General features: G+C 53.0%; 17 protein-coding genes and 3 tRNA genes. 14 read left to right on the top strand and 6 right to left on the bottom strand.

What is annotated here, in order from left to right; translation table 11 throughout:
• Nucleotide 1: 1 nt before the first annotated feature.
• Together rimI and AC4OVU_RS03720 are read right to left on the bottom strand one after the other, a co-directional pair.
• Nucleotides 2-445: a ribosomal protein S18-alanine N-acetyltransferase gene (gene rimI / locus AC4OVU_RS03725; protein ID WP_110292487.1), complete on the bottom strand. Its 444-nt coding sequence runs from the start codon at nucleotides 443-445 to the stop codon at nucleotides 2-4.
• Complete coding sequence (locus AC4OVU_RS03720; protein ID WP_017383837.1) at nucleotides 414-827, bottom strand: DNA polymerase III subunit psi; 414 nt, start codon at nucleotides 825-827, stop codon at nucleotides 414-416. The genes rimI and AC4OVU_RS03720 overlap by 32 nt, the downstream gene beginning before the upstream one ends.
• 102 nt (nucleotides 828-929) lie before the next feature.
• Between AC4OVU_RS03720 and rsmC the strand changes: the two genes are divergently transcribed.
• The 4 genes from rsmC to AC4OVU_RS03700 all read left to right on the top strand — a co-directional run bounded on the left by rsmC (nucleotide 930) and on the right by AC4OVU_RS03700 (nucleotide 2,422).
• Nucleotides 930-1,958, top strand: a complete 1,029-nt coding sequence (gene rsmC / locus AC4OVU_RS03715) for a 16S rRNA (guanine(1207)-N(2))-methyltransferase RsmC (RefSeq protein ID WP_017383838.1) — start codon at nucleotides 930-932, stop codon at nucleotides 1,956-1,958.
• A gap of 144 nt (nucleotides 1,959-2,102) precedes the next feature.
• Nucleotides 2,103-2,189, top strand: a tRNA-Leu gene (locus AC4OVU_RS03710).
• Nucleotides 2,190-2,217: 28 nt separating this feature from the next.
• A tRNA-Leu gene (locus tag AC4OVU_RS03705) sits at nucleotides 2,218-2,303 on the top strand.
• Between the two features lie 32 nt (nucleotides 2,304-2,335).
• Nucleotides 2,336-2,422: transfer RNA gene (locus AC4OVU_RS03700), tRNA-Leu, on the top strand.
• A 42-nt stretch (nucleotides 2,423-2,464) separates the two neighbouring features.
• Here AC4OVU_RS03700 and AC4OVU_RS03695 read toward each other — a convergent pair.
• Nucleotides 2,465-2,734, bottom strand: a complete 270-nt coding sequence (locus tag AC4OVU_RS03695) for a DUF1435 domain-containing protein (RefSeq protein WP_026080652.1) — start codon at nucleotides 2,732-2,734, stop codon at nucleotides 2,465-2,467.
• Nucleotides 2,735-2,949: 215 nt separating this feature from the next.
• On the opposite strand from AC4OVU_RS03695, the gene AC4OVU_RS03690 reads away from it, so the two are divergent.
• Together AC4OVU_RS03690 and fhuF are read left to right on the top strand one after the other, a co-directional pair.
• Nucleotides 2,950-4,014 (top strand): GGDEF domain-containing protein, encoded by a 1,065-nt coding sequence (locus tag AC4OVU_RS03690; protein ID WP_017694554.1) that lies wholly within the window; start codon nucleotides 2,950-2,952, stop codon nucleotides 4,012-4,014.
• 95 nt (nucleotides 4,015-4,109) lie between these two features.
• The gene (gene fhuF / locus AC4OVU_RS03685; RefSeq protein ID WP_003856570.1) at nucleotides 4,110-4,898 is read left to right on the top strand and encodes a siderophore-iron reductase FhuF; all 789 of its coding nucleotides are present in this window, start codon (nucleotides 4,110-4,112) and stop codon (nucleotides 4,896-4,898) included.
• A 77-nt stretch (nucleotides 4,899-4,975) separates the two neighbouring features.
• On the opposite strand, the gene AC4OVU_RS03680 is transcribed toward fhuF, so the two are convergent.
• On the bottom strand, nucleotides 4,976-6,322 hold the full coding sequence (locus AC4OVU_RS03680; RefSeq protein ID WP_003856571.1) for a PTS cellobiose transporter subunit IIC: 1,347 nt from the start codon (nucleotides 6,320-6,322) through the stop codon (nucleotides 4,976-4,978).
• Between the two features lie 328 nt (nucleotides 6,323-6,650).
• Between AC4OVU_RS03680 and AC4OVU_RS03675 the strand changes: the two genes are divergently transcribed.
• The gene (locus tag AC4OVU_RS03675) at nucleotides 6,651-7,109 is read left to right on the top strand and encodes a YbaK/EbsC family protein (protein WP_003856572.1); all 459 of its coding nucleotides are present in this window, start codon (nucleotides 6,651-6,653) and stop codon (nucleotides 7,107-7,109) included.
• A gap of 31 nt (nucleotides 7,110-7,140) precedes the next feature.
• Here the strand turns inward: AC4OVU_RS03675 and bglJ are convergent, their stop codons facing one another.
• Nucleotides 7,141-7,782 (bottom strand): DNA-binding transcriptional activator BglJ, encoded by a 642-nt coding sequence (gene bglJ, locus AC4OVU_RS03670; protein ID WP_033486720.1) that lies wholly within the window; start codon nucleotides 7,780-7,782, stop codon nucleotides 7,141-7,143.
• Nucleotides 7,779-8,516: a helix-turn-helix transcriptional regulator gene (locus AC4OVU_RS03665; protein WP_017383841.1), complete on the bottom strand. Its 738-nt coding sequence runs from the start codon at nucleotides 8,514-8,516 to the stop codon at nucleotides 7,779-7,781. The genes bglJ and AC4OVU_RS03665 overlap by 4 nt, the downstream gene beginning before the upstream one ends.
• A 389-nt stretch (nucleotides 8,517-8,905) precedes the next feature.
• Between AC4OVU_RS03665 and AC4OVU_RS03660 the strand changes: the two genes are divergently transcribed.
• From AC4OVU_RS03660 to AC4OVU_RS03630, 7 genes are all read left to right on the top strand, one after another.
• Nucleotides 8,906-9,682: a threonine/serine exporter family protein gene (locus AC4OVU_RS03660; RefSeq protein ID WP_017383842.1), complete on the top strand. Its 777-nt coding sequence runs from the start codon at nucleotides 8,906-8,908 to the stop codon at nucleotides 9,680-9,682.
• A complete protein-coding gene (locus AC4OVU_RS03655) occupies nucleotides 9,673-10,146 on the top strand; it encodes a threonine/serine exporter (protein WP_015572605.1) in 474 nt (157 codons plus the stop codon). The genes AC4OVU_RS03660 and AC4OVU_RS03655 overlap by 10 nt, the downstream gene beginning before the upstream one ends.
• Before the next feature lie 44 nt (nucleotides 10,147-10,190).
• Nucleotides 10,191-10,643, top strand: coding sequence for a MarR family winged helix-turn-helix transcriptional regulator (locus AC4OVU_RS03650; protein WP_015572604.1), 453 nt, complete (start codon nucleotides 10,191-10,193; stop codon nucleotides 10,641-10,643).
• An 84-nt stretch (nucleotides 10,644-10,727) separates the two neighbouring features.
• Nucleotides 10,728-11,156, top strand: coding sequence for an organic hydroperoxide resistance protein (locus AC4OVU_RS03645; RefSeq protein WP_003856578.1), 429 nt, complete (start codon nucleotides 10,728-10,730; stop codon nucleotides 11,154-11,156).
• A gap of 124 nt (nucleotides 11,157-11,280) precedes the next feature.
• Complete coding sequence (gene dnaT / locus AC4OVU_RS03640) at nucleotides 11,281-11,826, top strand: primosomal protein DnaT (RefSeq protein WP_110292485.1); 546 nt, start codon at nucleotides 11,281-11,283, stop codon at nucleotides 11,824-11,826.
• Nucleotides 11,823-12,560 (top strand): replicative helicase loader DnaC, encoded by a 738-nt coding sequence (gene dnaC, locus AC4OVU_RS03635; protein WP_003856580.1) that lies wholly within the window; start codon nucleotides 11,823-11,825, stop codon nucleotides 12,558-12,560. The genes dnaT and dnaC overlap by 4 nt, the downstream gene beginning before the upstream one ends.
• Before the next feature lie 84 nt (nucleotides 12,561-12,644).
• Nucleotides 12,645-13,127 carry a YjjA family protein gene (locus AC4OVU_RS03630; protein WP_015572603.1) on the top strand — a complete coding sequence of 161 codons (483 nt, stop codon included), beginning with the start codon at nucleotides 12,645-12,647 and terminating at the stop codon, nucleotides 13,125-13,127.
• The last annotated feature ends 268 nt before the right edge of the window (nucleotides 13,128-13,395 follow it).

Below are 13,395 nucleotides of genomic sequence, written 5' to 3'. Positions count from 1 at the left end.
GTTATCCAATCGGCAGAGCCATGATAATGGCGTCTTCACGTCCCTCTGCGGTGGGGTAGTAGTTACGGCGGATAGTCGCCTCGTTGAAGCCTAAGCTTTCATAGAGCGCGATGGCGGCGACATTGGACGCGCGCACCTCCAGCCACAGGGTGAAAACGTCACGGGTTTCCAGCTCACGAATGAGGTGCTCAAGCAGTTCTCTGCCCAGCCCGCGGCGCTGGTAATCGGGATCGACCGCAATATTAAACAGCGTCGCCTCGTCCAGAATGACCTGCGTGATGGCGAACGCAGCCATCGCACCGTCAACGTCCAGGCGGAGATTTAAATAGCGTTCGCCCTGATTGCTGGCAAACGTCTTTTCGCTCCACGGAAAGGCATGGGCGCGGGTTTCAATCGCGAACGCGGTGGTCAGGTCAGCCGTCGTGAGGGAAGAAATCGTGTTCATATTCGCAAATTTGTTGCCATAGCGCGCTGCGCGCTTTTGGGTTGGCTTTCAGTTCGTCCAGCACTGGCGAGCTGATCTGGCTTCCTTCAAGGGGTAGCTCGTCCACCGCCCCGATTCGCCAGCTGTTACAGCGGCTGTCTGGGGGAAGCATCGCGACGCTTTCGGGCGCCAGCTGTAATACCTGATCGTGGGTCACCTTCAGGCTGCGAAGGACATCCTCAATCAGGGGTTCGTTCAGGGCAGGCGGCGCTTCTGCCACCATCACCAGGCGGACATGCGCAGGGATGGAGATGGCTATTTCGCCCCGCAACGCCGTCGGGCGACGCAAAGCCCACTGGGTGATGCCCAGCTGCTGCAACTGCCAGTCTCGTCGGGATGTCATAGCGAAAACTCCTGTCTCTCAGGCGCGCAAATATAGCAAATGTGTCGAAACTGCGCCATCTACCTACTATAATCCCCGCCTGAGTTTATTGAGGAACAATTCATGTCTGCATTTACCCCGGCAAGTGAAGTCTTGCTGCGTCACAGTGATGATTTCGAAGAAAGCCGTATTCTGTTTGCCGGAGATATGCAGGATGACCTGCCCGCGCGTTTCGACTGTGCTGAAAGCCGTGCCCACACCCAGTACTATCACCACTGGCAGGTGTTGAGCCGCCAGATGGGCGAGCGCGCGCGCTTTAGCCTGGCGGCTCAGCAGAGCGATATTGCTGACTGCGATACGCTCATTTACTACTGGCCGAAAAACAAGCCGGAAGCCCAGTTCCAGCTGATGAACCTGCTTTCTCTGCTGCCGGTCGGCTGCGATATTTTTGTTGTCGGTGAGAACCGCAGCGGGGTGCGTAGCGCAGAGCAGATGCTCGAAGCCTGGGCGCCGCTGACGAAAATCGACAGCGCCCGTCGCTGCGGCCTGTACCATGGTCGTCTGGAAAAACAGACCACCTTTGATGCCGACGCCTTCTGGGACGAGTACCAGCTTGACGGCCTGACCATTAAAACCCTGCCGGGCGTGTTCAGTCGTGATGCGCTCGATACGGGCAGCAAGCTGCTGCTGTCCACCCTGACGCCTCACACCAAGGGCAAGGTGCTGGACGTCGGCTGTGGCGCGGGCGTGCTGTCAACGGTTCTCGCCAGCCACTCACCAAAAGTGCGTTTAACCCTGTGTGACGTGAGCGCCCCGGCAGTAGAAGCCAGCCGCGCCACGCTTGCTGCGAATGGCATAGAAGGTGACGTGTTTGCCAGCAACGTCTTCTCCGACGTGACCGGTCGCTTTGACATGATCATCTCTAACCCGCCGTTCCACGACGGAATGGAGACCAGCCTTGAAGCGGCGCAAACGCTGATCCGTGGCGCAACCCGTCACCTCAACAGCGGCGGTGAGCTGCGTATCGTAGCGAACGCCTTCCTCGCGTACCCGAAAGTGCTGGATGAAACCTTTGGCTTCCACGAAGTGATCGCCCAGACGGGCCGCTTTAAGGTCTATCGCACCGTGATGACGCGCCAGGCGAAAAAGTAAACCCCCGGTCCGGCGATGGCCGACGCTGCCATCGCCCATTTTTGCAGCAATCAAAACAACGTGCGCAATTTTCTGTTGACGTAAAGCTGAAAACATCTAGAATGCGCCTCCGTGGTTACGATACTTTTACAGTGTCGATGGTATGCGAAGGTGGCGGAATTGGTAGACGCGCTAGCTTCAGGTGTTAGTGTCCTTACGGACGTGGGGGTTCAAGTCCCCCCCCTCGCACCATAAATCACGTTGATATTGCTCGCACTGGGCGAAGGTGGCGGAATTGGTAGACGCGCTAGCTTCAGGTGTTAGTGTCCTTAGGATGTGGGGGTTCGAGTCCCCCCCCTCGCACCAACGAGGCGATATCAAACCAGTAAGATGACTGTGCGAAGGTGGCGGAATTGGTAGACGCGCTAGCTTCAGGTGTTAGTGTCCTTACGGACGTGGGGGTTCAAGTCCCCCCCCTCGCACCAATTATCTTACATCCCCTCAGCAGTGCCTCCTGTTTTTCCCTTTTATTTCAAACTCATCAGAATCACCAGCAGTCCACTGATTAGCGCAACGCATGATGGCAGCAGCACGTAATGCCGTAACTGTTTGTGCCAGATCATCGCGGATGTCACCAGCAAGCCTGAAACAATCATTGCTTTCCAGACATCAATGGGGAGATCGGCAAACATTAGCCCACCGATAATGGAACCAGGCAGTAATATTCCCCACCCACTTCCCAGCGCTTTGCTCAACATGGTTTCACCTCTCGCACTGATAATGATAACCAGTATCATATGATAGTAATTATCACTTGTCAGCATGCGACGTAGAAATTGCGCCAGCAATTGCTTTCTCATAATGACAGAGAATGTGTAAGGTGATAAATTGCCCACCTGTTAACTTCCGATAAAGTTTTTCTGATAATAAAAATTCATTTTTGTAGCACCCAATATTACACAACAACACCTTGCTCATTGTTTTAATTGAGTTTTGATAAAAACGCACGCATATGACATCACAATCCTGGCTGTCTTTAGTCAACAAGAAATATCAGCTATCTTTACGTTTGTTTTTATTTCTGAACGCCGCATCAGCATTGTTCTCGGTAACAAACCCTCTCTATTCCGTGCGTGTGTTATCAGTCCCGCTCTTTGCCGTAATGACTATCAGCACAGGCTTACTTATCTGGCACTGGAAAAACAGCACGCGAAAAATAAATATCCCTGTTGTTTCAGCTATTTTTGGTCTTTTATGGGCCTGGCAGATCGTCTCTAAATTTCTGTTAATCACGCACGATCACGCGACCTATTTAATGATGGCGCTATTAACAGTGCTTTTTATAGGGTCTCTGGCGTTCGCGAGTAATATTAAAGCCTTTACGTTACATTCATTTCCCGCTTTTATATCCTGCCTGTGGCTTAGTCCGTCCGAAAACTGGCTGAGAATGGCCTATTTTTTCGCGCTGCCGGTGGTCGCTATTGGTATCCATCATGTTCTTCAGCGGCGCAATGACCGTTTCGCCCAGGAGCTGCTTTCCGAACTGCTGGAGGAGCGCGAAACCCTGACCGATCTCAGCATGATGGACCCGCTCACCGGCCTATATAACCGTCGCGGGCTGCAAAGCCGGCTGGAGAATCTTCCCAGGCCTGACGCTGGCGAGCACTTCGTGCTGCTAATGGATATCGACCACTTCAAAGCCTACAACGACCATTATGGCCATATGATGGGCGATCAGGCCTTGATCAGGGTCTCGGCTGCGATACGCGACGCCGTGCGCTCACGCGATGTTGTCGCCCGGTTTGGCGGGGAAGAATTTATGGTGCTGTTGAGTAACATCCCGCTGGAGCAAGCGCGACAGACGGCTGAACGCATACGTCAGAAGGTTTACGATCTTAAAATCCCCCATATGTTTAACGAAAGCGTCGCCACTAACGTGACCATCAGCATCGGCATCGCCATGTTCGAAGGTGACGACGTTGAGGGCGCGCTGGCGAAAGCCGATAAAGCCCTCTATGAAGCCAAGCATATGGGACGTAACAGCATTCTGCTGAGCGAAGAGCTTCATACCGCCTGAAACCGCCTTCACAGCGCCAGGATAAAACGCTTGCGCTCGGTTTTATCTATAGTTAGGATTGGCAATCATTATCATTTAGATTTGTAATCCACACTATGGCGACTCGTACCGCACACATCGTTGAGCCCCTGCTCTGGCGAGCTCCACTCTCCGCCGGGGAAACGACGCTTGCGGATGCCATTCGGGAAAAAATTGCCGTAACGCGCGCCCATCTGCTGGATTTCATCAAACTGGATGAAGCACCGCCGCATCATGCTCTGACGCTGACTGAGTGGCAACGCCCTGCGGAGCTGCGGTCACTGCTGGCAACCTATTCCGACCATATTTATCGTAACCAACCTACCCTGACGCGGGAAAACAAACCGCTGTTATCCCTCTGGGCACAGTGGTATATCGGGCTGATGGTGCCGCCTGTCATGCTGGCCCTGTTGACCCAGGAAACGATGCTCGATCTCTCGTCGGAACATTTCCATGTTGAGTTTCATGAAACCGGGCGCGCTGCCTGTTTCTGGATTGATGTACACGAAGATCCGAGCGCGAGACACCTGTCAGCGCAGGCGCGTATGGAACGGCTGATTACAAGAGCGCTGGTTCCGGTCATTGATGCGCTGGAAGCGACGGGAGAGATTAACGGCAAACTGATCTGGAGTAATACCGGGTATCTTATCCACTGGTATTTAACGGAGATGAAGCCGCTGCTCGGCGACGAGAAAGTGGATGCACTGCGTCAGAGCTGTTTCTTTGCCAGACAGCTGTCGGATGGACGGGACAACCCTCTTTACCGCACCGTGGTTCCGCGTGAGGGACTTCTGGTACGTCGTACCTGCTGTCAGCGCTACCGTCTGCCGGACGTGCAGCAGTGTGGCGATTGCACGCTTAAGTAGTCTGGCCCGGCCTGAAACCCGCAGAGAGAGGGAACAAACATTAAAAACGGCAACCTACGTTGCCGTTTTGCTTTTACCTAAGCGACCTGCTGATTTTCCTCTTCTCCATTACGCTGTGCTTCTTCCGCTTCCTGCTGAAGCAACTGTTTCTCGTACACCTTGAAGAACGGGAAATAGATAATGGCGGAAACGCAGGCCAAAACCAGCACCAGAATGGCTGCACGGAAATCCCAGCCCAGCGCCCAGGCGGCACCAACCGGAGCCGGTGCCGTCCACGGCACAACGGAAATCACGCGGCCAATCAGATCAAACTTCATCGCTGCCCATGCCAGCACGGCATTAACCATCGGCGCCAGCAGGAAAGGAATAAAGAACACCGGGTTCATCACAATCGGCGTACCGAAAATCACCGGTTCATTGATATTGAAAATGCTTGGTACCACGCTCAGACGTCCAATGGAGCGCAGGTGCGCGGAGCGGCTACGCAGATAGCAGAACACCAGCCCCATCGTCGCCCCCGATCCGCCGATAACGATAAAGAACGTCCAGAAGGCTTCCATAAAGATGTGTGGCAAAGGCTGGCTCGCCGCCAGCGCGGTCTGGTTCGCCCCCAGGTTTGTCAGCCAGAACATTTGCAGCATCCCGGAGACAATCGCCGCGCCGTGGATCCCGGCAAACCACAGCAGGTGGCCAATCAGCACCGCCAGCAGGATCGCAGGCAGCGAGTCAGCCGCAGAGACCAGCGGTTTGAATATCGACATGATGGCCTGTGGGATCAGCATACCGAACTGCGACTGGATCAGCAGGCTCAGCGGGTAGAGCGTGAGCACCACCACCAGCACCGGGATCAGCAGGTCAAACGAGTTTTTGATCATCGGCGGTACCTGGTCTGGCAGGCGGATCCCGATATTGTGTGCTTTCAGGAAACGCATCATCTCAACGCAATAGATCGCCACCAGAATCGCGGTGAAAATACCGGTCCCTCCCAGGCTATCCACCGGTAAAGCGCCTTTGGTTTTAGGGGCGGCGACCAGCAGGAACGCCATCAGCGACAGCATCGCGCACATGAACGGATCCAGCTGATGGGTTTTAACGTAATGTTTGCCCAGGTTGTAGGCAATAGCCGCACAGATATAAAGGGACATCACCCCCATTGTCATATCAAACGGCGTCAGAATTTGACCTTCAAACTGCTTCGCCATATCCAGCCAGGCGCGAGCAAAACCCCAGGTGGTATCAGGCGAAAAAGGCGGGTAAGCGAACACTAATAAAAACGAGCCTACAATCATAAACGGCATCGCTGAGATAAACCCGTCACGAATAGCCATAACGTGACGCTGGGAAGAGATGCGCCCGGCAATAGGGCTGACATAATTTTCAACGAAGCGGAAAATCAGATTAAATGCAGCGTGGTTGGCAGACATAGCAGATCTCCTGTCAGACGTTCGTTTTGGACGCTCTCACGTCACACGTTGTTCCATACATCAGCGTCACAACCTTGCCGGATCGTGTACCTGCGGTACTGCTCAAACGGAATGGTTTCATAATTAGCTCTTATTATTAGATACAGGGGAAGTTACACACTTAGTATTAATCTCTGCATCACGCTCTGCAACCGGTTACTGTAACCGGTTTCTGTGAATGTGAAGGCGATCCAGAAATCGCCCCTGACGGATATTTGTTACTTAAGGGATATTTACAGCGACTAAATTCTTATGACAGATTACGCAGGATATTTGTCAGGAGGAATCAATGAGTTTGCAGTCTGTACAACAGTTTTTTGCCGAACACGCTCCGGATATAGAGATCATTGAGCTTAACCAAAGCACAGCGACTGTTGCCCTTGCTGCTGCCGCGCACAACGTTGAACCCGGCCAAATTGCCAAAACGCTGTCACTGAAAATTAAAAATGACGTGATTCTGGTGGTTGCAAAAGGCGATGCGCGTCTGGATAACAAAAAGCTTAAAGAGACATTCGGCGCAAAAGCCCGCATGCTCAGCAGCGATGAGGTAGTCACCCTGACGGGTCATCCTGTTGGCGGCGTCTGCCCTTTCGGACTGGAAAATCCGCTCTCTGTTTACTGTGACATCACATTAAAACAGTACGCGGAAGTGTTACCCGCAGCGGGTGCCATCCACAGTGCGGTGCGTATATCGCCCGACAGAATGGCGGAGCTGACCGCAGCAAAATGGGTCGATGTCTGCATTTAAACGTTGCGCCAGAAGAACTCTGGCGCACCACTTAACGCTGAGAGAATGAAGGAACGGTGAGAGCTGAACGACGCACTTCCCGGGCAGGGAGATGCGCCAGGATATCCGCCGCATCCAGTAATCCCACGTCAGAATTGACGCCCAGCTTTACCATTGCGTTAAACTTATGCGCCCGGATGGTTTTAATATTGCGTTCAAGCTGCGCCGCAATTTCAGGGATTGAAAATCCCGATGACATATAACGCAGTATTGCCCTTTCGGTTGGGCTTAACATACGATTCTGGCTAACACACCAGTGATTGTACATGTTGTCATTCACCTGATGCGTTTCGCTGAGTAATGTCTCCAGCCCCTCCATTAGCTGCTTTAGCGGAACCGATTTACTGATTATCCCATGCAAGCGAGAAGGCGAAAGATGGCTGACCAGCCTTGCCTCCATTTCGTCAGAGGCCAGCACGATACGCTGGACGTCGCTGTGGGTGAAGGTGAGATCCCGTAAACAGGCCAGACAGTTTCTCCGCTCTTCACGCTCATCAGACAGTGAATAGATAACCGCATAGAATGAGATATCCGAGAGCGCCGCTTTAAAGCTGGCGAATCTGCTAAACAGGTGCACATGGTAATGGCTCAGGGCGGGCATCGCAAAGAGATGCTTCAGCCCTACAGCGCTCATTGAGCAGCTTTCGATGACGGCGATATGTCTTGTTGCAGTGGTCTTTTCCATTCCTCAAACTCTCCATAAGCCGACATTAAACTGAGTTCTCGCATTCCCTGGGTACTGCTTATCCACGCGTACATATCGGCATTACTGCGAAGTGATAAGCGGCGCATTGCACTGTTTTTCTGTGCACTGATCGTTTTATTACTTTTATTCAGCAGCGTGGCTATTTGGTTGATTCCCCAACCTTTACCTAATAAACGCAACACCTTGCGTTCAGAGTGGGTGAGCGCAATCATTTGCTCACTCTCTTCTTCAATATCGGACGTTTCCGGTATTAATAACGTCTGGCTTATTCGCTCGGCACGTTCACTGCCCGCGCGAATAGCGTTAATAACGCCTTCAATCGGTTCCATATCCGAAAGCAGCGTGCTTTCCGGACGCATAAGAAGCTCTACTGCAAGTGGATAAAGGGGACGCGAGACAAGGAATATCCAGTGAATGTCCCGATACTGATTCATTAATCCATAATACTGCTCAAGCGTGCCGCGAGGATTGCGATACTCACCTGAAATATCGGCAATAACGACCCCAGCGCGACGCAATTGTAGTAGCGTCAACTCCTGCATCGAACGGCAGTACGTTATTTCAAAATCAGGAAAATGACGCGTCATGACGCCACCTAGCCCATTTTGCATAACCGGCACTCTACTAATCACCACTCCGTGTTTACCATTCAATGGCAACATAGACCCTCCCTGTCATGAATTCATTATTTAAGAACGAACTAACCCTACGAGTTTAAACACGCTTGCATCCCTCAGTACAAAACGGCTTAATACTCGCAAATCAGAAGAAATGTCACATGGGTTAAGAAACGCCCAATACTGGCTTAATATCGCATAAAGACCACAAAACTTTAATTAAGATTGCGTGAAAAGATTGAAAATATGAAATTAGAAATACTTAATATATTGTCTTTATAAATCTCTATTTTTATATTCATTAAATAAATAGAAAGTGCGGTTTTCTCCCCCTGCTCACGCGACTGATTGCACAAATGTTGATCTGGCCCAGCGCAAAGGGCCCTGCCCTTTGTGTTAAAAGTAAGCAATCTCTCTTCTCTTCAGGGCGTTTCATGCAGGCAGATCGGTCTACGCAACGTGCTACCACGCGGCTATGTATTCAGTGCGGGCTTTTTCTCTTACAACACGGGGCAGAAAGCGCCCTCGTGGAAGAACTTTCCACACGCCTTGGGCTGGCGCTGGGGATGGACAGCGTTGAGAGCTCCATCTCGTCAAATGCCATTGTGCTGACCACCATTAAAGACGGACAGTGCCTGACCTCCACCCGTAAAAATCATGACCGCGGCATTAACATGCACGTCGTGACGGAAGTGCAGCACATCGTGATCCTTGCTGAACACAAGCTGCTCGATCTGAGGGAGATAGAGAAACGCTTCAACCAGATCAAACCTCTCCGGTATCCACGCTGGCTGGTTGTGCTGATGGTGGGACTCTCCTGCGCCTGCTTCTGCAAGCTCAACGCGGGCGGCTGGGACGGCGCTGTCGTGACCTTCTTTGCCAGCAGCATCGCGATGTATGTCCGCCAGTTGTTGACGCACAGGCAACTGCATCCGCAAATTAACTTCTGCATCACGGCGTTCGTGGCGACAACCGTATCCGGCCTGCTTTTGCGCCAGCCTTACTTCGCCAGCACGCCTACTGTTGCGATGGCCGCCAGCGTATTGCTGCTGGTGCCGGGTTTTCCCTTAATCAACGCCGTCGCTGATATGTTCAAAGGCCACATCAACACCGGTCTGGCGCGCTGGGCGATAGCCAGCCTGCTGACGCTGGCGACCTGTATCGGGGTGGTAATGGCCATGACACTCTGGGGGTTACGCGGATGGGCGTGATGGATTTTCTGCTCGCACTGGCGCAGGACATGCTCCTGGCAGCCCTTCCCGCCGTTGGCTTTGCGATGGTGTTTAACGTCCCACAGCGTGCATTACCCTGGTGTGCGCTGCTGGGTGCCATTGGCCACGGCTCACGTATGATCATGATGACCTCGGGCTTTAATATCGAATGGTCGACGTTTATCGCCTCCATGCTGGTCGGCAGCATCGGTATTCAGTGGTCCCGCTGGTATCTGGCGCACCCGAAAGTGTTCACCGTGGCGGCAGTCATTCCTATGTTCCCGGGCATTTCAGCCTATACGGCGATGATCTCCGCCGTCAAAATCAGCCACTTTGGCTACAGCGAACCGCAGATGATCCTGCTTCTGAGCAATTTCCTTAAAGCCTCGTCGATTGTGGGCGCGCTCTCCATCGGCCTGTCGATCCCCGGATTATGGCTTTACCGCAAACGTCCACGCGTATAATAAAATCGCTTGCAATTGTATCGTGCGCTATCTATATTCATTTCATGGACGCAAAAACGAACGACACTACCAACGCGCTTCTGCTGGATAACCAGCTCTGTTTTGCCCTCTATTCGGCAAATCTGGCGCTTAACAAGCTGTACCGGCAACTGCTGGCGCCGCTTAACCTGACCTACCCGCAATACCTTGTGATGCTGGTGCTGTGGGAGCAGGATGATATCACGGTGTCAGACATTGGCGAGCGGCTGTTCCTGGATTCCGCCACGCTGACTCCCCTGCTGAAACGCCTGGAAAGCGCAGGATTAATCTTCCGCCAGCGTTCCCGTCAGGATGAGCGTCAGGTCGCCGTCACCCTGAGCGACGCGGGTCGGGCGCTGCAACAGCAGGCCGTGACGATACCCCACGCCGTGGGCTGTGCAGCGCAGTGTGATACCGACACCATGCTGGCGCTCAAGCAACAGCTCGAACTTTTGCGCCAACAGCTTCATCGCGCGTAAGGCTATACTTTACGCGTCTGATTCTAACTTAATACATCGCGCGCTATTTAATAGTGCATATAAACGTAAGATGAGGAACCTGCCATGTCTTTAGAAAAAGTTGTCTACACTGCCAAAGCCAAAGCAACCGGAGGCCGTGATGGCCGCGCAACGTCTTCCGATGGCGTTCTGGATGTCAAACTGGGTGTGCCAAAAGAGATGGGCGGCATGGGGGGTGAAGTAACCAACCCTGAACAGCTGTTCGCTGCGGGCTACTCCGCCTGCTTCCTGGGCGCAATGAAGTTCGTTGCGGCACGCGACAAATTCGCTCTGCCAAAAGACGCCTTTATTGAAGGCGAAGTGGGGATTGGCCCGCTGCCAACCGGTTTTGGTATCGAAGCGAAGCTGAACATCCACGTTGAAGGGATGGACGCAGCGGAAGCTAAAAAACTGGTGGATGCAGCGCATATCGTCTGTCCGTACTCTAACGCGACGCGCGGCAATATCGACGTGACGCTGAACATCATCGCGTAAACAGCCCTTGTGATTTTAGCCCCGGTAAGCGTAACGCCGCCGGGGAAATCCTCTCCTTTCCTCTCCTCTCTCTGTGCTACCATAACCCTCAATCACGTCCGTAGTAATCAGTTGAGAAAGTGTTATGTCCTCCAGAATCCTGACCACCAGCATTGCTGGCATTGATGCCTTTATGCGCGATCCTCGCGGTGTGTTGACGCACGCCGAAGGCGGCACGCTCGCGGTATTTGCCGACAACGCCCCGGCGTTTTATGCGGTCACGCCGGAACGTCTGGCGCAGCTTCTGGAAATTGAAGCGAAGCTGTCGTGTCCGGCGAGCGATGTCATGCTGGATAATCAGTTTTTTGACGAACCCGCCAGCGCCCCGGTGGCCGTTCCAATGGGGAAATTTCCCATGTACGCCGGTTGGCAGCCGGACGCCGATTTTCAGCGGCAGGCGGCCTTATGGGGAATAGCCCTCGCGCAGCCCGCGACGCCAGAAGAGCTGGCGGCCTTTACCGCTTACTGGCAGGCTGAAGGAAAAGTCTTCCACCATGTTCAGTGGCAGCAAAAGTTCGCGCGCAGTCTGCAAATCAACCGCGCCAGCAACAATGGCCAGCCAAAACGTGATATCAATGCCTTTTCAGAACCGGACAAAAAAATCCCTGATGGATTCCGAGGTGCGAAATGAAAAACGTCGGCGACCTGATGAAACGTTTGCAGAAGATGATGCCCGCCAACGTGAAGCCCGCCTTCACCACCGGTGAAGAGCTGCTGGCATGGCAAAAAGAGCAAGGTAAAATTCGCGCGGCTGCCCTCGCCCGCGAAAACCGCGCGATGAAAATGCAGCGCACCTTTAACCGCTCGGGCATTCGCCCTCTGCACCAGAACTGCTCCTTCGAGAATTATAAGGTCGAGTCACAGGGGCAGATGAACGCCCTCAACCAGGCGCGCCAGTACGTGGATGAATTTGACGGCAACATTGCCAGCTTCATCTTTAGCGGAAAACCCGGCACGGGGAAAAATCACCTTGCGGCCGCAATCTGCAACGAGCTGCTGCTGCGCGGGAAGTCAGTGCTGATTATCACCGTGGCCGATATTATGTCCGCCATGAAGGACACCTTCAGTAACCGCGAAACCAGCGAAGAACAGCTGCTGAATGATTTGAGTAACGTGGATTTGCTGGTCATCGACGAGATCGGCGTCCAGACGGAGTCCCGCTACGAAAAAGTGATCATCAATCAGATTGTCGATCGCCGTTCGTCGTCAAAACGCCCAACCGGTATGCTGACGAACCACAATATCGACGAGATGACCCGACTTCTTGGCGAGCGGGTGATGGATCGCATGAAGCTGGGTAACAGCCTGTACGTCATCTTCGACTGGGACAGCTATCGCAGCCGCGTCACCGGCAAAGAGTATTAAGATATTTCCAGGGAGCACCGGAAGAGCAGAGGTATATACTGAACCCACTTTTGGCCCAAAACGGACCTTGTTGAGTAAATCATTATGAAAAAACAGTTTCTTATCAGCATCCTTACTGGCGCCCTGCTGGTGACTGGCGCAGCGCAGGCCGCATCATGGCAGGAGTCGCTCTCCAGCGCAGCAAGTGAGTTAACCAAAGAGAGCGGCACTTCCCAGGGCGGGCTGTCAGCCTCGTCCCTCACCGGCCTGCTGAGTAACAGCTCCCAAAGCCTGAGCGCCGGAACGATGAACAACGCGGCGGGCATTCTGGAATACTGCGCGAAGCAGAAACTGGCTTCCGTTACCGATACCGAAAACATCAAAAACCAGGTGCTGGGTAAACTGGGTCTGGACACCCAGGAGCAGAAAGCGGACACCAACTATATGGACGGTATTCAGGGTCTGCTGAACGCGCAAAATGGCCAGCAGCTGAACCTCAGCACCCTTGGAAATTCATCTCTGGCGAAACAGGTGAAAACGAAAGCCTGCGATCTGGTGCTGAAACAAGGCGTTAATTTCCTCTCCTGATCGCCTCCCATTTTCTGCCACAACACGCCGGGTTTATTATGTTAGTCTTACACCGCGGCGTGAAGTGCGTTTTTTTACCCCCTGCCACCACCTCAGCCTCCGTGTGCCACGATGCGACTGTATTCAAAAATCCGATTTTATAAACCAAATCCTAACAACAGCACACTTTCGTGACACTAAAATTGCAGCTAAGCGACATCGCAATTACATTGTATTACCCAAAAAATAAGCAATTAGCCGGCTAAGCGTCCGGCATGATGAGGATCTG

The organism is Enterobacter sp. 6722112, from assembly GCF_058661685.1.
Note: the sequence above shows the minus strand (reverse complement) of the source record. Positions and strands in the feature narration are given on the sequence as shown.